General features: G+C 69.6%; 11 protein-coding genes, 1 tRNA gene, 2 rRNA genes and 1 pseudogene. 2 read left to right on the plus strand and 13 right to left on the minus strand.

Features of this window, described 5'->3' with window-relative positions:
- Window positions 1-17: 17 nt before the first annotated feature.
- Window positions 18-783, plus strand: a pseudogene (locus ACH4KB_RS13190) (SDR family NAD(P)-dependent oxidoreductase).
- Between the two features lie 482 nt (window positions 784-1265).
- Here the strand turns inward: ACH4KB_RS13190 and ACH4KB_RS13195 are convergent.
- From ACH4KB_RS13195 to ACH4KB_RS13240, 10 genes are all read right to left on the minus strand, one after another.
- Window positions 1266-1457 carry a CsbD family protein gene (locus tag ACH4KB_RS13195; RefSeq protein ID WP_026291192.1) on the minus strand — a complete coding sequence of 64 codons (192 nt, stop codon included), beginning with the start codon at window positions 1455-1457 and terminating at the stop codon, window positions 1266-1268.
- A gap of 52 nt (window positions 1458-1509) precedes the next feature.
- Window positions 1510-1980 (minus strand): Dps family protein, encoded by a 471-nt coding sequence (locus ACH4KB_RS13200; protein ID WP_398066043.1) that lies wholly within the window; start codon window positions 1978-1980, stop codon window positions 1510-1512.
- Between the two features lie 255 nt (window positions 1981-2235).
- Complete coding sequence (locus ACH4KB_RS13205; protein WP_003965837.1) at window positions 2236-2619, minus strand: helix-turn-helix domain-containing protein; 384 nt, start codon at window positions 2617-2619, stop codon at window positions 2236-2238.
- A 109-nt stretch (window positions 2620-2728) separates the two neighbouring features.
- Window positions 2729-3238, minus strand: a complete 510-nt coding sequence (locus ACH4KB_RS13210) for a CinA family protein (protein WP_398066044.1) — start codon at window positions 3236-3238, stop codon at window positions 2729-2731.
- The gene (gene pgsA, locus ACH4KB_RS13215; RefSeq protein WP_398066045.1) at window positions 3235-4026 is read right to left on the minus strand and encodes a CDP-diacylglycerol--glycerol-3-phosphate 3-phosphatidyltransferase; all 792 of its coding nucleotides are present in this window, start codon (window positions 4024-4026) and stop codon (window positions 3235-3237) included. Before pgsA ends, ACH4KB_RS13210 begins: the two co-directional genes overlap by 4 nt.
- A complete protein-coding gene (gene rimO / locus ACH4KB_RS13220) occupies window positions 4023-5504 on the minus strand; it encodes a 30S ribosomal protein S12 methylthiotransferase RimO (protein WP_398066046.1) in 1482 nt (493 codons plus the stop codon). The genes pgsA and rimO overlap by 4 nt, the downstream gene beginning before the upstream one ends.
- 174 nt (window positions 5505-5678) lie before the next feature.
- Window positions 5679-6479, minus strand: a complete 801-nt coding sequence (locus ACH4KB_RS13225) for a helix-turn-helix domain-containing protein (RefSeq protein ID WP_398066047.1) — start codon at window positions 6477-6479, stop codon at window positions 5679-5681.
- Between the two features lie 319 nt (window positions 6480-6798).
- The gene (locus tag ACH4KB_RS13230) at window positions 6799-9621 is read right to left on the minus strand and encodes a DNA translocase FtsK (protein ID WP_398066048.1); all 2823 of its coding nucleotides are present in this window, start codon (window positions 9619-9621) and stop codon (window positions 6799-6801) included.
- A gap of 141 nt (window positions 9622-9762) precedes the next feature.
- On the minus strand, window positions 9763-10446 hold the full coding sequence (locus ACH4KB_RS13235; RefSeq protein ID WP_398066049.1) for a two-component system response regulator: 684 nt from the start codon (window positions 10444-10446) through the stop codon (window positions 9763-9765).
- Between the two features lie 244 nt (window positions 10447-10690).
- Window positions 10691-16147, minus strand: coding sequence for a HAMP domain-containing protein (locus tag ACH4KB_RS13240; RefSeq protein ID WP_398066050.1), 5457 nt, complete (start codon window positions 16145-16147; stop codon window positions 10691-10693).
- Window positions 16148-16547: 400 nt separating this feature from the next.
- On the opposite strand from ACH4KB_RS13240, the gene ACH4KB_RS13245 reads away from it, so the two are divergent.
- Window positions 16548-19175, plus strand: coding sequence for a SpoIIE family protein phosphatase (locus tag ACH4KB_RS13245; RefSeq protein WP_398066051.1), 2628 nt, complete (start codon window positions 16548-16550; stop codon window positions 19173-19175).
- Between the two features lie 52 nt (window positions 19176-19227).
- On the opposite strand, the gene ACH4KB_RS13250 is transcribed toward ACH4KB_RS13245, so the two are convergent.
- The 3 genes from ACH4KB_RS13250 to ACH4KB_RS13260 all read right to left on the minus strand — a co-directional run.
- Window positions 19228-19300 (minus strand) — tRNA-Thr (locus ACH4KB_RS13250).
- 241 nt (window positions 19301-19541) lie between these two features.
- Window positions 19542-19658, minus strand: a 5S ribosomal RNA gene (gene rrf, locus ACH4KB_RS13255).
- A gap of 79 nt (window positions 19659-19737) precedes the next feature.
- Window positions 19738-20111: ribosomal RNA gene (locus ACH4KB_RS13260) — 23S ribosomal RNA — on the minus strand; the annotation flags it as partial.

Raw genomic sequence — 20111 nt, forward strand, 5'->3', positions numbered from 1 at the left:
GGTCGTACGGTCCCGTCATGCCTCTCTCCGCGTACGACCTCACGGGCCGCGCCGCGGTTCATCACCGGCGCGGCGAGCGGCATCGGGCGGGCGAGCGCCCTGCTGCTCGCGGAGGCCGGGGCGACGGTGCACTGTGCGGACCGTGACGAGAGGGGGCTGCGCCGGACGTACGACCTGGTCGCCGACGCGGGCGGCAGCGCCAGGACCCACCCTCTCGACGTCACCGACCGCGACCAGGTCCGTGCGGCCGTCGGCGCGGCCGGGCATCTCGACGTCCTGGTCGCCTCGGCCGGGATCATGCACACCAGCAGCGTGCTGGAGACGGCGGACGAGGACCTGGACCGCGTGCTGGCCGTCAACTTCCGAGGGGTGCTGTACGCCTGCCAGGAAGTGGCCCGCTCCATGACGGCCCGCTCCACCCCCGGCTCGCTGATCACGATGGCGTCCGGCGCGGTGGACTCCGCGAGCGCGGGCCTGCTCTGCTACAGCGTCGCGAAGGCCGCCGTGGTGCAGCTCACCAAAACGCTCGCCACGGAGCTGGGGCCTCACACCATACGGGTGAACGCCGTCGCACCCGGCTGGATCCGTACGCCCATGACCGACCGGCACGATGCCTCGGGTCAGCACCGGACGGAGGCGACGATGGCCCGGATCGCCCCGCTCGGCCGGGTCGGCGAACCGGAGGACGTCGCCCATACCGTGCTGCACCTGGCCTCGGACGCCTCGGCCTTCATGACCGGTCAGATTCTCCGGCCGAACGGCGGCGTCGCCATGCCTTGGTAGACCACCGCCGCGTCAACGAACCGAACGAGCCCGACGGCCCGAGCAGACCCGACCATCCTGACCGTCCCAACCACCCCGACCGTCCCAACCACCCTGATCGCCCCAACCGCCCCGACGGGCTCACCGGCCTCACCGGGCCCACCGCCCCGGCCGTCGCGACATGGACCGGCAACAGACTCAGCCCCCAGCCCCCCGCCGCCACCGCCCCCTCCACCAGCCCCGCCTGTTCCGGTCGCAGCACCAGCCGGAGTACCGCCCACCACCACAGTCCGCCGAGAACCAGCGCCGGCACCCATCGCCGTATCATCGCTGCCTCCCGCGGCCGACGTCCTTTCCGGCAGTTTCCCCTGGCAGCGGCCGTGGTGCATCCAGAACGCCCGGCCGAGGGGGCACCCACAGGGAAGTGCCCCCGCCGAAACGGCGGGGGCACTCGGACCTCAGGGCAGTGGCGACCTCGGGGCAGTGGCTCCGAAGGCTCAGGACTACTCGTCGTCGTCCCGGCGGAGCGAGTCCTTCACGCCCTTGGCACGGTCGCCGACTCCGCCCGCCGCGTCCTTGGCTCCGCCCTTGGCCTGATCGGCCTTGCCCTCGGCCTCCTTGCGGCGGTCGCCGGTCAGCTTGCCGACAGCCTCCTTGCCCTTGCCCTTCATCTTGTCCATGGCTCCGTCACTCATGATGTCGCTCCTTCTGCTCGGGACGTACAGCGGTCGTCGGCCGGGCGCCGGGTCAGGCGCTTTCCGCCTGGAACATCCAGGCGTGCTTCTCGAGCTCCGCCGTCAGCGCGATCAGCAGGTCCTGGGTGATCGGATCCGGCTCGTCGGTCGCCTCGATGCGCTCCCGCATCCGGCCGATGACCACGCCCAGCGCGTCCACCAGGATCCGCACGGCATCGGTGTCCTTGATCCAGCCCTCGGGCACGGACGCGATGGCGGTCTCCTTGGCGACCGTGCCGGAGCGCCCGTCCGGATTGACCCCGACGGCCGAAGCGCGCTCGGCGACCGTGTCGGAGTGCTGCCGGGCCGTGACGACGACGTCGTCGAGCTGAAGGTGCACGGAGCGGAAGCGTGGACCGACCACGTTCCAATGGACCTGCTTGGCCACCAGGGAGAGGTCGACGAGGTCGACCAGGGCGCCCTGCAGCGCCCCTCCCACGACCTTGAGGTCGCTCTCGGACAACGTGCTCTTGACCACAGACATGTGCGCTACTCCCATCCGTCAGCCGCTTCGCTGACCGTCTCTGTGCATCACCCACGATGGCACATATCAAGCAAAACGGTCATGCGGGCCTTGTCCTCCGTCTGCCCACCCACCGAGGGCTCACACCCGTACGAGGCGCGCGACTCCCAGGCCGCGCGGAAGAACAGGCGGTCACGTGGACGTCGAACGCGAAAGTCCCGGCCGACCCCGGTAGGGGCCGACCGGGACTCCGGTCGAGCAACTGCGCCGCGTGGATCAGGCGGCGACGACGTCCACCGCTTCTGCGGGCGCCTTGATGGTCACCCGGCCCGACGGCACACCTGCGACCGACGAGACGGAGACGGAGTTGAGCATGGGGCGAACCGGTACTGGGACCGGATCACTGGCAGCTGCCGACTCGGCCAGCTCAGCGAGCGAGAGCTCGTCGCTCACTTCACGCATGAGCTCGGACATCCGTACGTCAAGCGCGTCGCAAATCGCGGAGAGCAGCTCGGAGGATGCCTCCTTCTGCCCCCGCTCCACCTCGGAGAGATAACCGAGCGAGACCCGGGCGGACGAGGAGACTTCGCGCAGAGTACGGCCTTGGCGCTGGCGCTGCCGACGCAGCACGTCACCCAGCAGGCGACGGAGCAGAATCATCGGTGGCTCCCTCCTCGGACCGCGTAGCCGCATCCTTCACGCCCTACCGTACCGCCTTGTGCTGCGGCCGTGCGGGGAGCGATGTCGTGTTCACTCAGGGCTGCAAACATCAATTCCCCCCGTTCTGTTCCGTATCCTGTGCCCGCGCATTCTCACCGAGTTCGCTTGCGAGCAGTTCGAGGGCGCCTCGCACACTCTCACTACGGATATCCGCCCTCTCACCATTCAACCGCAGAGCTGTCACTTTCTCGATGCCGGAGGGTCCGGCCACGGCGACGTAGACCGTGCCGACCGGCTGCCCGTCCTGTGGTTCCGGTCCCGCGACCCCGGTGGTGGAAAGGCCCCAGTCCGCGTCGAGGACCCGGCGCACGCCGACCGCCATCTGCAGCGCGACCTCGGGGTCCACCGCTCCGCGTTCCGCCAGCAGGCCCCCGTCGACGCCCAGGACGTCCCGCTTCAGGGGGGTGGCGTAAGCCGTCACCGATCCGCGGAAGGACCGGGAGGCGCCGGGTACGGAGGTCAGGTCGGCGGCCACCAGGCCGCCTGTCAGGGATTCGGCGACGGCGAGCGTCTCGCCCCGCGCTCCGAGAAGCCGGAGCACCCGGGCAGCGGCTGTCACCGCTCGGCCTCCGCGGCGTCGCGCGCCTCGGCAGTACCGCGTACGTCCGTGGCGCCGGCCACGGCCTCGGCGGCCGGACCGGCGTCGGCAGCGGTGGCGGCAGTGGCCTGAAGGGCCTCCGCGGCCCGCTCGGCCGCGGCGGCGCGCTCGGCGGCGAGGCCCTGGCGACGCAGGACGACGGCCTGACGTACGTAATCGAGTCCGGTGACGACCGTCAGCACGACGGCGACCATCATCACCCAGAAGCGCAAGGTGGCCAGGGGCCCGGTGAGCACCAGGACGTACATCCCGGCCGCCGTCCCCTGCGCGAGCGTCTTCAGCTTGCCGCCTCGGCTGGCCGGGATCACCGCGTGCCGGATGACCCAGAACCGCATCAGCGTGATGCCCAGCTCACGGGCGAGGATGACTCCGGTGATCCACCACGGCAGATCGCCCAGGACGGACAGCGAGACCAGTGCCGCGCCCATGATCGCCTTGTCGGCGATCGGGTCGGCGATCTTCCCGAAGTCCGTGACCAGGTTGTACGCCCGCGCCAGATGACCGTCGAACAGGTCGGTGATCATCGCGACGGCGAAGGCCGCCCAGGCGAACGCGCGCCAGACCGGGTCGTATCCGCCGTCGTGGAACAGCAGCAGGACGAACCCGGGTACGAGCAGCAGCCGCACCATGGTCAGGATGTTGGCGATGTTCCACAGGCTGGCCTGGTTGACGGCCGCAGTGCCCAGCTTGCCGCCGCGGACCGGCTTCGCGCCGGAGCCGCCTGCCGCGGATGCCGGGACTCCGGTCATCTGGCTGCCTCCGCAAGCTCATGGTGTTCGGCCACCAGGTCGACGCCCTCGGTGCCCACTGCCTTTGCCTCGACCATACGGCCCGGCACGAGACCCTCGCGTGTGGTGAAGACCACCTGGCCGTCCGTTTCGGGGGCCTGGTGCGCCGCGCGCCCGATCGCGACCTCGCCGTCCTCGTCCGACTCCACGGACTCCACCAGCACCTGGAGGGTCTCGCCGACGCGCTCCTCGGCCCGCTGCGAGGTCAGCTCCTCGGCCAGCTGGGAGATGTGGGCGAGGCGCTCCGCGATGGTGTCGGCGTCGAGCTTGTTCTCGTAGCCGACCGCCTCGGTGCCCTCCTCGTCCGAGTATCCGAAGACGCCGATCGCGTCGAGGCGGGCGCCGGTGAGGAAGCGTTCCAGCTCGGCGAGGTCCGCCTCGGTCTCGCCGGGGAAGCCGACGATGAAGTTGGAGCGGGCACCGGCCTGGGGGGCCTTGCTCCGGATGGTGTCCAGGAGCTCCAGGAAGCGGTCGGTGTCGCCGAAGCGGCGCATCGCGCGCAGCACGCCGGGGGCGGAGTGCTGGAAGGAGAGGTCGAAGTACGGGGCGACCTTCGGGGTCGAGGTGAGGACGTCGATGAGGCCCGGGCGCATCTCGGCGGGCTGGAGGTAGCTGACCCGGATCCGCTCGATGCCGTCCACCTCGGCCAGCTCGGGCAGCAGGGTCTCCAGGAGGCGGATGTCGCCGAGGTCCTTGCCGTAGGAGGTGTTGTTCTCGGAGACGAGCATGACCTCCTTGACGCCCTGCTCGGCCAGCCAGCGGGTCTCCTGGAGCACGTCCGAGGGGCGCCGCGAGATGAACGAGCCGCGGAAGGAGGGGATGGCGCAGAAGGAGCAGCGGCGGTCGCAGCCGGAGGCGAGCTTCACCGAGGCGACGGGGCTGGTGCCGAGCCTGCGGCGCAGCGGCGCCCGCGGCCCGGAGACCGGTGCGACCCCTTCGGGGAGGTCCTCGGGCGCGGGGGCGGGCGTCTCCTGGGCGTGGCCGGGCAGCGCCACGGCGGCGTCCTGCCGCTCGGCGGGGCTGATCGGCAGGAGCTTGCGGCGGTCGCGCGGAGTGTGCGAGGCGTGGATGCCGCCGTTGAGGATGGTCTGGAGCCGGTCGGAGATGTCGGCGTAGTCGTCGAATCCGAGGACACCGTCCGCCTCCGGCAGGGCCTCGGCGAGGTCCTTGCCGTAGCGCTCGGCCATGCAGCCGACGGCGACGACGGCCTGGGTGCGGCCTTGATCCTTCAGATCGTTGGCTTCGAGCAGGGCGTCGACCGAGTCCTTCTTGGCGGCTTCGACGAACCCACAGGTGTTGACGACTGCGACATCCGCGTCGGAGGCATCCTCGACGAGGTCCCAGCCGTCCGCTGCCAAGCGGCCTGCAAGCTCCTCCGAGTCCACCTCGTTACGGGCGCAGCCAAGAGTGACAAGGGCGACGGTACGGCGTTCGGGCATGGACTCAAGACTACTTCGTTCCGGCGGCCCCCCTGCCGTGCAGGGTTGCCTGCCCCTGCCGGCACCCCTTCCCCGCTACGGGGAGTAACAGGGTCCGGGCCGGGGAACGCCGACGGGCGCCCGGCGCGATGCCGGACGCCCGTCGGGACGAGTGCGGAAGCGGAGGACGGCGAATCAGCCGGCCTCGGGGTCGCCCTTGGTGTAGGAAAGCCGTTCGACCTGGCCGGAGCCGAAGCGGTCCTCGACCTGCTTGCCGTTGACGAAGAGCTCGATCGCCCCGGCGTTGCCGACGACGAGGTCGATGCGCTCCGTGTCCTGGAAGGTCTTGGACTCGCCCTTGAGCAGCAGCCCGTCGAAGAGCCGCCGTCCGTTGTGATCATTGGCCGAGATCCAGCTCTCGTCCCGGACCGCGCTGAGCTTCACCGTCACCTTGTCCCGGGGGGCGGCGGCGATGGCGCTCTCGGAGGGCACCGGCTTGGGGTCGGAGGGCTTGGTGGCGGTGGGCTTGGCCGCGGTCTTGTCGGGCTTGGAGCCCTCCGCGATCTGCGCGGTGTTCGAGGGTTCGTCCTCACCGCTGAAGAGCGTGAAGCCGACGAACCCGACGACGGCGACGATGGCCGCGACCATGGCGGCGGTCCAGTTGGGCCGCCGGGGTTCGGAGCGGATGCGTTCCGCTTCGAACAGCGGTGCCGCGGGGGTCGGTGCGGGACGGCCGCCGTGATCGGCGTCGTACTCCTCGACCAGCGGTTCCGGATCGAGGCCGACGGCACGGGCGAGCGTGCGGATGTGGCCTCGGGCGTAGACGTCGCCGCCGCAGCGGGAGAAGTCGTCCTGCTCGATCGCGTGCACGATGGGGATGCGCACCCGGGTGGAGCTGCTGACTTCCTCGACCGTCAGAGCCGCGGCGATTCGAGCCTGCTGAAGGGCACGACCGATCGAAGGCCGGTCGTCTTCGGGGGAGTTGCCGATGGACACGGGGGCGCCTTTCGAGCGTGAGCCACCTGCTGGATGTTCAGTCTAGGGGGGGTACGAAAGGGAGGGGCAACCGGGAGGGACGACTTTGTACGCCATCGGGTTCGCCGGACGGCCCCGCCACCGGCTCCGGGGCGGAGCGGGGACGGAGCACAGCCCCGATCGAGGACTGGTCAACCTGTAGTGGGCCGAACGGGGTGGGGGTGCGGATGAGGTGGAGACGGAGCGAGCTGCGGGGAGGAGCATGGTTCCGTCCTCCCTTCAACTGGACGTACGACCGTACGAAACGGTTGCCCACAAAACCTTTACGGAGGCGCATCCGTTACGGAGCGGATTCCCCGCGGATGACGGCCAACACCCCGTCGAGCTCGTCGGGTTTCACCATGACGTCGCGCGCCTTGGAGCCCTCGCTGGGGCCGACGATGTTGCGGGACTCCATCAGGTCCATCAGCCGGCCCGCCTTCGCGAAGCCGACCCGGAGCTTGCGCTGGAGCATCGAGGTCGATCCGAACTGGGTGGAGACGACCAGTTCGGCGGCCTGGCAGAGCAGGTCCAGGTCGTCGCCGATGTCCTCGTCGATCTCCTTCTTCTGTTTCGTGCCCACCACGACGTCGTCCCGGAAGACCGGGGCCATCTGGTCCTTGCAGTGCTGGACGACGGCGGCGACCTCGTCCTCGGTGACGAACGCGCCCTGCATACGGGTGGGTTTGTTGGCGCCCATCGGGAGGAAGAGCCCGTCGCCCTTGCCGATGAGCTTCTCGGCGCCGGGCTGGTCGAGGATGACGCGGCTGTCGGCGAGGGAGGAGGTGGCGAAAGCGAGCCGGGAGGGGACGTTGGCCTTGATCAGGCCGGTCACCACGTCGACCGAGGGCCGCTGGGTGGCGAGCACCAGGTGGATGCCGGCCGCGCGGGCCAGCTGGGTGATGCGGACGATCGAGTCCTCGACGTCGCGCGGGGCCACCATCATCAGGTCGGCCAGCTCGTCGACGATCACCAGCAGGTACGGGTACGGGGACAGCTCCCGCTCGCTGCCCTCGGGCGCCTTGCACTTGCCGTTGCGCACCGCGTGGTTGAAGTCGTCGATGTGCCGGTAGCCGAAGTTGGCGAGGTCGTCGTAGCGCAGGTCCATCTCCCGCACGACCCACTGGAGCGCCTCTGCGGCCTTCTTGGGGTTGGTGATGATCGGGGTGATGAGGTGGGGGATGCCCTCGTAGGCGGTGAGTTCGACGCGCTTGGGGTCGACGAGGACCATCCGTACGTCGTCCGGGGTGGCCCGCACCATGATCGAGGTGATCAGGCAGTTGATGCAGGAGGACTTGCCGGAGCCGGTGGCGCCGGCGACCAGGACGTGCGGCATCTTGGCGAGGTTGGCCATCTCGTAGCCGCCCTCGACGTTCTTGCCGAGCGCCACGAGCATCGGGTGGTCGTCCTCGGCCGCGTCCGCGAGGCGCAGCACGTCGCCGAGGTTGACCATCTCGCGGTCGGAGTTGGGAATCTCGATGCCGACGGCGGACTTGCCGGGGATCGGCGAGATGATCCGCACGTCCGGGCTGGCCACGGCGTACGCGATGTTCTTGGCCAGCGCCGTGATCTTCTCGACCTTCACGGCGGGGCCGAGCTCGATCTCGTAACGGGTGACGGTCGGGCCCCGGGTGAATCCGGTGACCGCGGCGTCGACCTTGAACTCGGTGAAGACGTTGGTCAGCGAGGCGACGACCACGTCGTTGGCGGCGCTGCGGGTCTTGCCCGGCCCGCCGCGCTCCAGCAGGTCGAGCGAGGGCAGCGAGTACGTGATGTCGCCGGACAGCTGGAGCTGCTCGGCGCGGGCGGGCAGGCCCTCGGAACGCTCCGGTGCGGGCTTCGTCAGGTCGGGAACGGCGCCGGACCGGCCGGAGGCGTCACCGCCGGTCGCGTCGTGCGCTTCACCGGACCGGTCCTGCCTGCGCCCTGCCCCCGCCTTCCCCGCTCCGTCCCGCTCGGCCTCCCGGGCCCCGGGGACGGGCGTCCCGGTGCGCTCCCGGTCCGCGGAGACGCCCTGGGTCAGGTCGGCGACGACCGGCGAGGGCGGCATGCCGTTGAGCACGGCCCCGTCGAGCGCGGCGGCAGCGGCAGCGGCGACGTCCACCGCGTCCAGCGGCCGGTTCATCGCGGGCTGCGCGGAGGGCCTGCGGGGCCTCCTGCGCTTGGTGAGCGCCTCGGCCTCGGCCTCGTCGTGGTCGTGGACCGGGTCCGCGTCCGTGCGCCGCGCGCCGCGCCGACGAGTCCGCTCGGGCAGCGCCTCGCGCCACTGTTCGTCGTAGCGCTCGTCGTCGTCCTCGTACCCCTCGCCGGCCTCGGGCGCCGGTTCCACGATGCCGAGGCGGACGCCGAGCTGACGCAGCCGCTGTGGAATGGCGTTGACCGGGGTGGCGGTGACGACGAGGAGCCCGAACACGGTCAGCAGCACGAGCAGCGGTACGGCGAGCACCTCGCCCATCATGAAGATCAGCGGCTTGGAGGTGGCCCAGCCGATCAGCCCGCCCGCGTCCTGCATCGCCTCGGTGCCCTCGGCCCGGCCCGGCGACCCCACGGCGATGTGCACCTGGCCGAGGACCCCGACGACCAGGGCGGAGAGCCCGATGACGATACGGCCGTTGGCGTCGGGCCGCTCCGGGTACAGGATCAGCCGCACCGCGATCGCGCCCAGCAGTATCGGCGCGAGCAGGTCGAGCCGGCCGAAGGCCCCGGTCACCAGCATCTCGACCAGGTCGCCGACCGGTCCCTGGAGGTTGGACCAGGTGCCCGCGGCGACGATCAGCGCCAGGCCGAGCAGCAGTAGGGCGAGTCCGTCCTTGCGGTGGGCGGGGTCAAGCCCCTTGGCTCCACGGCCTATCGAGCGGAACAGCGCGCCGACGCCGTGCGCCGCCCCGAGCCAGACCGCCCGCACCAGCCGGTAGACGCCTCCGGTGGGTGACGGTGCGGGTTTGGGCGCGGGCTTCTTGGCCACCGCCTTCTTCGCGGGGGCCTTCTTCGCGGGAGCAGCCGACTTCTTGGGCGCGGTCTTCTTGGCGGGCGCGGCTTTCTTCGCCGGGCCCGGGGTACGGCCGACGCGCTTCGCGGCGCCCGCCGCGCCCTGGGAACCCTTGCCGGACGTACGTGAGGCCATGGTGCCGAGGTTACCGCTGTCGTCGCCCGTGAATACGTTCGCCTACGGGTTCACCCGACCGTGTCGCCCGCAGGGGGCCGGGAACTGACGCCGCCTCACGGCAGCGGCCGGCACACGCCGAGCCGGAGGGGCCGGAGATCGTCAGCTCTGGGCGGGCAGCACGCCCGTACCCCCGCCGGTGCCCGGCTCCAGGGCGTCGAGCGCGCGGCGCAGGCCGGTCAGCTTGCGTTCGAGGTGGGCGGCGGTGGCTACCGCGGCGGCGTCCGCGGATTCGTCGTCGAGCTGCTTGGAGAGCGCTTCGGCCTGCTCCTCGACCGCCGCGAGCCGCGCGGAGAGTTCGGCCAGCAGACCGGCCGGCTCCTTCTCGCGCCCGCCGCCCGCGTGGCCGTTGCCCTCCAACTGGAGCCGCAGCAGCGCGGCCTGCTCGCGGAGCTTGCAGTTCTTCATGTACAGCTCGACGAAGACCGAGACCTTGGCCCGCAGGACCCATGGGTCGAACGGCTTCGAGATGTAGTCCACCGCGCCGGCCGCGTAGCCGCGGAAGGTGTGGTGCGGACCGTGGTTGATCGCGGTGAGGAAGATGATCGGGATGTCCCGGGTCCGCTCCCGCCGCTTGATGTGCGCGGCTGTCTCGAAACCGTCCATGCCCGGCATCTGGACGTCCAGCAGAATGACCGCGAAGTCGTCCGTGAGCAGCGCTTTGAGCGCCTCCTCCCCTGACGATGCCCGGACCAGTGTCTGATCGAGCGCAGAGAGGATGGCCTCCAGCGCCAGCAGATTCTCCGGCCGGTCATCGACCAGGAGGATCTTGGCCTTCTGCACCATGGCCCGTCCTCCTCGCCCCGGAAATGCACCGGGTGCCGCCCCAGGGGACGACTCCCTTACGCCGTCCGTCCTTGTGCCGGTCATGGTAGCCGCACCCCGCCCGTCACCACACCCTGTCACCGCGATGTCACTGTGCACATACCGCAAACGCGGTTGGGGACCAGAAGGTTCCCCGAGTACGGCGGGTTCACACCCCTTCGAGCACAGTCGGTCAACAACTGATGCTCACTTCTTCCCATCTCCGTCACTCCCCGTGCATCCACTGCTCCATCACCGCAAGCAAGTGATCAGGATCGACCGGCTTCGTCACATAGTCGGAAGCCCCGCAATCGATGGCTTTCTCCCGGTCGCCCTTCATGGCCTTCGCGGTGAGCGCGACGATCGGCAACCCCGCGAACTGCGGCATCCGACGGATCGCGGTCGTCGTCGCGTAACCGTCCATCTCGGGCATCATGATGTCCATCAGTACGACCGTCACATCGTCGTGCTGCTCCAGGACTTCGATGCCCTCACGGCCGTTCTCCGCGTACAGCACCGCCAGTCCGTGCTGCTCCAGCACGCTGGTGAGCGCGAAGACGTTGCGGATGTCGTCGTCGACGATGAGGACCTTCTCCCCGCGGAAGCGGAACGTCCGCCGGGGCTCCCTCTCCTCCGCAGCCGGCGGGCCCTGCGCCTGGCTCTCGCCCTGACTCCCCTGCGCCTGCACCCACTCCTCCTGCTGCGGGGAGCCCTCGGGCGCGGTCCGGCCGGTCGGCAGCGCGGGCCTGCGGGCCGCGTCCTCCAGGGCCTTGCGCCGCCGCCGGAACAACCCGGCGGAGTTGGCAGGATCGCCGAACGGAGCCGGCTGGCCCTGCGCGTGCCCCATATCGCCCGCGCCGCCCAGCACCTCGGCGGAACCGGAACCCGTCGCGGGGTAGCCCTGGGGCGGCAGTTCGGCCCGGTGCAGCGGCAGGTACAGGGTGAAGGTCGAACCGCGTCCCGGCTCGCTCGCCGCGTGGATCTCGCCGCCGAGCAGCCGTGCGATCTCCCGGCTGATCGAGAGACCGAGGCCGGTACCGCCGTACTTCCGGCTCGTCGTGCCGTCCGCCTGCTTGAACGCCTCGAAGATCACCAGCATCTTGCTGGACGCGATCCCGATGCCGGTGTCCGTGACCGAGAAGGCGATCAGATCGGCGTCCGCGTCCCGCAGCGAACCGGCCTCCAGCAGGTGCTCCCGGATCGCGTTGGGCACATCGGCGCCGGCCGGCCTGATCACCAGCTCCACCGCACCGCCGTCGGTGAACTTCACCGCGTTGGAGAGCAGGTTGCGCAGCACCTGCAGCAGGCGCTGCTCGTCGGTGTGCAGCGTCGCGGGAAGCTCCGGCGACACCCGTACGGAGAAGTCGAGCCCCTTCTCCGCGGTGAGCGGGCGGAAGGTCGCCTCCACGTAGTCGACCAGCTGGACCAGCGCGATCCTGGTCGGGCTGACGTCCATCTTGCCCGCCTCGACCTTCGACAGATCGAGGATGTCATTGATCAGCTGGAGCAGGTCGGAGCCGGCCCCGTGAATCGTCTCGGCGAACTCCACCTGCTTCGGCGAGAGGTTGCCCTCGGCGTTGTCCGCCAGCAGCTTGGCGAGGATCAGCAGCGAGTTCAGCGGCGTACGCAGCTCGTGCGACATGTTCGCCAGGAACTCGGACTTGTAGCGCATCGAGACCGCGAGCTGCTCGGCCCGCTCCTCCAGCACCTGCCGCGCCTCCTCGATCTCGGTGTTCTTCACCTCGATGTCGCGGTTCTGCTGGGCCAGCAGCTCGGCCTTCTCCTCCAGTTCGGCGTTGGACGCCTGGAGAGCCTTCTGCCGATTCTCCAACTCCTGCGAGCGGTCACGCAGTTGTTCGGTCAGCTCCTGCGACTGCTCCAGAAGCTTCTCGGTCTTGGTGTTGACGCTGATCGTGTTGACGCTCGTCGCGATCATCTCGGCGAGCTGGTTGAGGAAGTCCCGCTGGATATGCGTGAACGGCTGGAAGGAGGCCAGTTCGATCACGCCGAGGACCTTGCCCTCGAAGAGCACCGGCAGCACGATCACATGCGCCGGAGGAGCCTCTCCCAGCCCGGAGGAGATCTTCAGATAGCCCGGCGGCACGTTGTCCACCTGGATCGTCCGCTTCTCCTCGGCCGCCGTCCCGATGAGCGTCTCCCCGGGCCGGAACGAGGTCGGCATCGAACCCGCCGAGTAGCCGTAACTCCCCCGCATCCGTAGCTCGTACGCGCTGGCCGCACCGTCGTCCGGACCCACCTCGTCCGAGTCGCCCGCGGTCATGGCCAGGAAGAACGCGCCGTGCTGCGCCGAGACCACCGGCGTCAGCTCGCTCATGATCAGCGAGGCCACGTCGTCCAGATCGCGGCGGCCCTGCATCAGGCCGGAGATCCGGGCCAGGTTGCCCTTCAGCCAGTCCTGCTCCTTGTTGGCGAGGGTGGTGTCGCGCAGGTTCGCGATCATCGTGTTGATGTTGTCCTGGAGGACCTGGATCTCGCCGGCCGCGTCCACGTCGATCTTCAGGTTCAGATCGCCGCGGGTCACCGCGGTGGCGACGGCCGCGATGGCGCGGACCTGACGGGTCAGGTTCCCGGCCATCTCGTTCACCGACTCGGTGAGGTCGCGCCAGGTGCCGTCGACGTCCCGCACCCGCGCCTGACCGCCCAGCTGCCCCTCGGTGCCCACCTCGCGGGCGACCCGGGTCACCTGCTCCGCGAACGAGGACAGCTGGTCGACCATCGTGTTGATGGTGTTCTTCAGCTCCTGGATCTCACCGCGCGCGTCGATGTCGATCTTCTTGGTCAGGTCGCCCTTGGCGATGGCGGTGGTGACCGTGGCGATCTGCCGCACCTGGCCGGTCAGGTTGGAGGCCATCGAGTTCACGGACTCGGTGAGGTCCTTCCACGTACCGGCGACTCCCGGCACCCGGGCCTGACCGCCCAGCTCGCCCTCGGTGCCCACCTCGCGGGCCACACGCGTGACCTCGTCCGCGAACGAGGACAGCGTCGTCACCATCGTGTTGACCGTGTCGGCCAGCTCCGCGACCTCGCCGCGCGCCTCCACGGTGACCTTCTTCGTCAGATCGCCGTTGGCGACCGCCGAGGAGACCCGGGAGATGTTGCGCACCTGGCTGGTCAGGTTGTTGGCCATCAGGTTGACGTTCTCGCTGAGGTCCTTCCAGATGCCGGTCGCCCCGCGCACCCGCGCCTGACCGCCGAGAATGCCCTCGGTACCCACCTCGCGGGCCACGCGCGAGACCTCGTCCGCGAAGTTCAGCAGCTGGTCGACCATCGTGTTGACGGTCGTGACCAGTTCCAGGATCTCGCCCTTGGCATCGACGGTGATCTTCTTGGAGAGATCGCCCTTGGCGACCGCGGTGGTGACCTCGGCGATGTTGCGGACCTGGAGGGTCAGGTTGTTCGCCATGCCGTTGACGGACTGGGTGAGGTCCTTCCACGTACCGGAGACACCCTGGACCTCGGCCTGACCGCCGAGGATGCCCTCCGTACCCACCTCTCGGGCGACCCGCGTCACCTGCTCCGCGAAGTTGGACAGCTGGTCCACCATCGTGTTGAGGGTGTTCTTCAGCTCCAGGATCTCGCCCCGGGCGTCCACGTCGATCTTCTGCGACAGGTCACCGCGCGCCACCGCCGTGGCGACCTGCGCGATGTTACGGACCTGAGCGGTGAGGTTTCCGGCCATACCGTTCACCGAATCGGTGAGATCGCGCCACACTCCGGCCACGCCCGGCACCTGCGCCTGACCGCCGAGACGCCCGTCCGTGCCCACCTCGCGGGCGACCCTGGTGACCTGGTCGGCGAAGGCGGACAGCTGGTCGACCATCGTGTTGATGGTGTTCTTCAGTTCCAGGATCTCGCCCCGGGCGTCCACGTCGATCTTCTGCGACAGGTCGCCCCGCGCCACCGCCGTCGTCACCTGCGCGATCTGCCTCACCTGAGAGGTGAGGTTGCCGGCCATGAAGTTGACGGAGTCCGTGAGTTCCTTCCACGTACCCGACACACCGTCCACGCGCGCCTGACCACCGAGGCGGCCCTCGGTGCCCACGTCCCGGGCCATCCGCGTCACCTGGTCGGCGAAGCTGGACAGCTGCGCCACCATCGTGTTGACGGTGTTCTTCAGCTCCAGCATCTCCCCGGCCACGTCCACGGTGACCTTCTGCGACAGGTCACCGTTCGCGACCGCCGTGGTGACCTGAGCGATGTCCCGGACCTGACCGGTCAGGTTGCGGAACGCGGTGTTCACCGAGTCGGTGAGGTCCTTCCACGTCCCCGCGGCCCCCGGCACCTCGGCCTGGCCCCCGAGGCGGCCCTCGACGCCGACCTCCCGGGCCACCCGGGTCACCTCGGAACCGAACGACTGGAGCTGGTCCACCATCGTGTTGACGGTGTTCTTCAGCTCCAGCATCTCCCCGGCCACGTCGACCGTGACCTTCTGCGACATGTCGCCGCTGGCCACCGCCGTCGTCACCTGCGCGATGTCGCGCACCTGGGTCGTCAGGTTCCGGAAGACCGTGTTCACCGAGTCGGTGAGGTCCTTCCACGTCCCGGCCGCGCCCGGCACCTGCGCCTGACCGCCGAGCAGACCCTCGCCACCGACCTCGCTCGCCACCCGCGTCACTTCGTCCGCGAAGGTGCGCAGCGTCTCGGTCATCTGGTTGATCGTCTCGGCGAGCTGCGCGACCTCGCCGCGCGCGCTCACCGTGACCTTCTGCGTCAGGTCACCGCTGGCGACCGCCGTCGTCACCTCCGCGATACCGCGCACCTGAGAGGTGAGGTTGCCCGCCATCGTGTTGACGGAGTCGGTGAGGTCCTTCCATACGCCCGCCACACCCGGCACGGTCGCCTGACCGCCCAGCTCGCCCTCCGTGCCCACCTCACGGGCGACGCGTGTCACCTCGGAGGAGAACGAGGACAACTGGTCGACCATCGTGTTGACGGTGTTCTTCAGCTGGAGCATCTCACCGGCCACATGGACGGTGACCTTCCGCGACAGATCGCCCTTGGCGACCGCCGTCGTCACCAGCGCGATGTCCCGCACCTGGGCCGTCAGCCGGTACGCCATCGTGTTGACGGAGTCCGTGAGGTCCTTCCAGGATCCGGACATCCCACGCACCTGCGCCTGGCCCCCGAGCTTGCCCTCGGTGCCCACCTCGACGGCGACCCGGGTCACCTGCTCGGTGAAGACCGACAGCTGGTCGACCAGGTTGTTGACCGTACGGGCGACCTTCAGGAACTCGCCGCGCAGCGGCCGGACCGTCTCGTCCGTCGTGTGCGACCGCAGCTCCATCCGCTGCTCCAGATCACCGTCGGCGACCGCCGACAGCACCCGGCCCACTTCGGAGACCGGTCGCGCGAGATCGTCGACGAGCTCGTTGGAGGCGTCGATCGCGGCGGCCCAGGAGCCCTCGCAGGCGCCCGTCTCCAGCCGCTCCGTGAGCTTCCCCTCCCGGCCGACCACGCGCCGTACCCGGGCCAGCTCACCGGTGAGATGAAGGTTCCGGTCGGCGACCTCGTTGAAGACCGCTGAGAGCTCCGTCATCACACCGTCGCCGGAGACGGTGAGCCGCCGGCGGAAGTTGCCGTCGCGCATCGCCACGAGTCCCGCGAGCAGCCTGTTCAGGGCTGCCGCGTCGACCTCGACGGTGCCATTGCGCTGTTTTTTCACGGACTGTCCGCCTTTTGTACGCGCCTTCGAACCCTGCGCCGCCACGCCAGACTCCACCGTGTCCCTCCCGCAGGGGTTGACCGTTTCACTCGGGCCTATAAGGAAGCTTGCCCAGTTCCACTTTGGCTCACCGCCACAGCACACCGTCAACGGGTGACCGGGCGGACGTCAAATCGTTGCAACGTACCAGGCCGGGACCGGTCGGCGGGCAACCTGTCCCGGTTGCCCCCCATCCCTTGCACCCGGAGTCCATACTTGTGCGCCCGCGCACCACTACAAGACCGTCCTGTCCCGAACTCGGCCCTCGTGTAACCGGCACCCTCGACGAACGTCTAGCCTGGCAAGCGAATCGAAGCGGCGATAAACGGGCACAGGACTCGGGAAAGCGACGAGACACCATATGGGGAGTGCTGTGATCACCGCGCGCGCGGCCGCCACCTTCGAACCGGTCGGGCGCTCCGTCGCGACCGCCCGCGCCTTCGTCCGGGACACGCTCCAGGGGTGGGGCTACAACGATGTCGTCGACGACGCCGTCGTCCTCACCAGTGAGCTCGTGACCAACGCCGTCGTGCACGCGGGGACGGCGGCCGACGTGCTCTGCCTGCGCAGCGCGGACGGCGTCCGCGTCGAGGTCGCCGACCACTATCCGGAACGCGAGGTCCCGCTCCAGAGCAACGGCCTCGACTTCGGCAGCCCCGACCGCGAGAACGGCCGCGGTCTGCTGCTCTGCGCCGCTCTGGCCTCCCGCTGGGGTGTCGAGTACTCCCCCACCCGTAAGCACGTCTGGTTCCAGCTGGACCTGCCCGACCGGCCCGTGGGCATCCGCTCCGCCGGCCCGGTCCTGCCCACCTCGCTGCTCCCCGTCACCGACCAGCGCGTGCGGGTCGCCGTCGTCCAGATCGACAGCACCGGCGCGATCAGCGCGTGGAACGACGACGCCACGTACGTCTTCGGGCACACCGCGGAACAGGTCACCGGCAAGCAGTTCACCGACTTCGTGGCCTGGCCGCACACCCCGGGGACCAACACCGGCATCGCCGACGCCCTCCAGCTCTCCCGCTGGGAGGGCAGCTACGGAATCCGCGGCTTTGACGGCCGGACCATCGCCGTCTACTCCTCGCACCTGCGGGTCCGCGACACCGACGGCGAACCCTCCACGGTCTGTCTCCTCGTCCGCGACGACGAGCGGGCCGTGCTCCAGTCCCCCGCCCGCGCCCCGGTCTCCGACGCCTCCTCCGACCACCGCACCGCGGACCCGTTCGAGGTGTTCATCGGCTCCCCGGCCCCCGACGACCTCGACGGCCTCCTCCAGCGGACGGTCGAGCGGGCACGCGACATGCTCGACGCCGACGCGGCGTTCCTCCTGCTCGCCACGGACGACGAGACGGAGCTGGAGGTCCGCGCCACGACGGGCCTCCCCTCGGCCCGCCAGCGCTTCGCCCGGGTCCCCGTGGAAGCCGGGACGGGACGCTACGGCTCCGCCCGGATGCCGGCCGTCCACGAGGACCTCACGGCCGTCCCCGGTGCCGTGCCCCTGCTCACCGACACGGGGATGCGCTCGGTCGTCACGGTCCCGCTGAAGGTCGAGGGCCGCCTCACCGGCTCCCTCGGCGTCTCGGCGGAAGCGGCGGGCCGCTACACCAACGAGGAGGCCCTGCGCCTCCAGTTCGCGGCGGACCGCATCGCGCTGGCCGTGGAGTCCGCCCGACTGGGCGAGCTGGAACGGCTGCGCCGCGGCTCCCTGTCCTTCCTCGTCGAGGCCTCCGACCTGCTGGCCGGCACACTCGACCGGGACCAGACGCTCGCGCTCATGGCCCAGATGACCGTCCCGACGCTGGCCACCTGGTGCGCCGTCTACACGATCGCGGACCAGTCCTCCGAGCCGTACCTCTCCTACGTGCTCCACGAGGACGAGGACCTCATCGACGGGCTCAAGGCGCTGCTCTCCAGGATCGCCCCGCCCGATCCGGTACCGACCCCGGGCGCCCGTGTCTGGGCCGCGCCCTCGGAGGCCGGTCACCGTGCCGCGCTGACCACCTCGACCCGCAGCCTGCAGCACGACGCGCCGCTGAGCATGAGCACGGCCACCCGCACCATCCTCGCCACGGCCCAGGCCGTCGGCGGCGAAACCGTGGTCCTTCCGCTGGTCGCCCGCAACCGCGTGATCGGCATGCTGACGCTCGGGAAGCCCTCGGACGACCACTTCCGCCAGGAGATCCTGGAACTGGCCGAGGACCTCTCGCGCCGGGCCGCCCTGGCCCTGGACAACGCCCGCCTGTACTCGGAGCGCATGGCGATCAGCCAGTCCCTCCAGCGCAGCCTGCTGCCCCCGGGCCTCCCCGACGTGCCGAACGTCGAGATCGAGGTCATCTACCGTGCCGCGGGCGAGGGCAATGAGGTCGGCGGCGACTTCTACGACGTCTTCCCGATCAGCGACGGGGCATACGGCTTCGCCATCGGCGACGTCTGCGGTACCGGGCCCGAGGCCGCCGCCGTCACAGGCCTCGCCCGGCACGCGCTGCGTCTGCTGGCCCGCGAGGGCTTCGGCGGTCCGGCGGTCCTGGAGCGCCTCAACGCGGCGATCCTCGACGAGGGCGCCCGCAGCCGCTTCCTGACCCTCCTGTACGGCGAGCTGTGGCCCCAGGAGGACGGCAGCGCCCTCCTGAAGGTCGTCTGCGCCGGCCACCCGCTGCCGCTGCGCCTGCGCCAGGACGGCTCCGTCGAGTCCGCCGCGGAACCGCAGCCCCTGCTCGGCGTCCTCGAGGACCTCGACCTGTACGAGCAGGAGGTCGTCCTCAACCCGGGCGACGTCCTGCTGTGCGTCACGGACGGCGTCACCGAACGCCGCGAGGGAAGCCGCATGCTGGGCGACGACGGCCTCGCGGACGTCCTGTCCACCTGTACGGGCCTGACGGCCGGAGCGGTCGCCTCCCGCATTCTGCGGGCCGTGGAACGCTTCGCCGCGGAGCCGGCCTCGGACGACATGGCGATCCTGGCCATGCGCGTCCCGGAACCGCCCCGCGTGTGACCCTCAACGCGAAAGGCCCCCGCCAGCGGCGGGGGCCTTTCTCTTTTCTCTGAGCCCCAATGCGGAATCGAACCGCAGACCTTCTCCTTACCATGGAGACGCTCTACCGACTGAGCTATTGGGGCCTCGTTGCGCTGTGGCAACGAGGTAAACCATACACGGGATCCGGGGATGCTCATAATCCCGGTCGGCCGGCGTCGTGGCTCTCGGGCGCCGCTCGTTCGCGCGGGTCATGCGGGTGGCGGTCATGCGGGTCATGCCGGTCATGCGGGTGGCGTAGGTAGCGTGGGTGGCGTGGGCCGCCGGTCGGCCCTGGAACACAGAAAAGCCCCGTGCCACAAGGCACGGGGCTTTCCCGGAAAAATTGTTCGGCGGCGTCCTACTCTCCCACAGGGTCCCCCCTGCAGTACCATCGGCGCTGAAAGGCTTAGCTTCCGGGTTCGGAATGTAACCGGGCGTTTCCCTAACGCAATGACCACCGAAACACTATGAAATTAACCAACACCGGATAAAAACACGGCCGTTCGTTATTTCAGAACTAACACAGTGGACGCGAGCAACTGAGGACAAGCCCTCGGCCTATTAGTACCAGTCAGCTCCACCCGTTACCAGGCTTCCACATCTGGCCTATCAACCCAGTCGTCTACTGGGAGCCTTAACCCTTCAAGAGGGTGGGAATACTCATCTCGAAGCAGGCTTCCCGCTTAGATGCTTTCAGCGGTTATCCTTTCCGAACGTAGCCAACCAGCCATGCCCTTGGCAGGACAACTGGCACACCAGAGGTTCGTCCGTCCCGGTCCTCTCGTACTAGGGACAGCCCTTCTCAATATTCCTGCGCGCGCAGCGGATAGGGACCGAACTGTCTCACGACGTTCTAAACCCAGCTCGCGTACCGCTTTAATGGGCGAACAGCCCAACCCTTGGGACCGACTCCAG

The sequence above is a fragment of the Streptomyces sp. NPDC017520 genome (genome assembly GCF_044329855.1).
Classification (GTDB): Bacteria; Actinomycetota; Actinomycetes; order Streptomycetales; family Streptomycetaceae; genus Streptomyces.

Excerpts from the sequence above, each read along its gene's own strand:
- ACH4KB_RS13195 (WP_026291192.1), bottom strand. The coding sequence starts at position 1,457 with ATGAGTGACGGAGCCATGGACAAGATGAAGGGCAAGGGCAAGGAGGCT.
- ACH4KB_RS13200 (WP_398066043.1), bottom strand. The coding sequence starts at position 1,980 with ATGTCTGTGGTCAAGAGCACGTTGTCCGAGAGCGACCTCAAGGTCGTG.
- ACH4KB_RS13205 (WP_003965837.1), bottom strand. The coding sequence starts at position 2,619 with ATGATTCTGCTCCGTCGCCTGCTGGGTGACGTGCTGCGTCGGCAGCGC.
- pgsA (WP_398066045.1), bottom strand. The coding sequence starts at position 4,026 with ATGACCGGAGTCCCGGCATCCGCGGCAGGCGGCTCCGGCGCGAAGCCG.
- rimO (WP_398066046.1), bottom strand. The coding sequence starts at position 5,504 with ATGCCCGAACGCCGTACCGTCGCCCTTGTCACTCTTGGCTGCGCCCGT.
- ACH4KB_RS13230 (WP_398066048.1), bottom strand. The coding sequence starts at position 9,621 with ATGGCCTCACGTACGTCCGGCAAGGGTTCCCAGGGCGCGGCGGGCGCC.
- ACH4KB_RS13235 (WP_398066049.1), bottom strand. The coding sequence starts at position 10,446 with ATGGTGCAGAAGGCCAAGATCCTCCTGGTCGATGACCGGCCGGAGAAT.
- ACH4KB_RS13245 (WP_398066051.1), top strand. The coding sequence starts at position 16,548 with ATGGGGAGTGCTGTGATCACCGCGCGCGCGGCCGCCACCTTCGAACCG.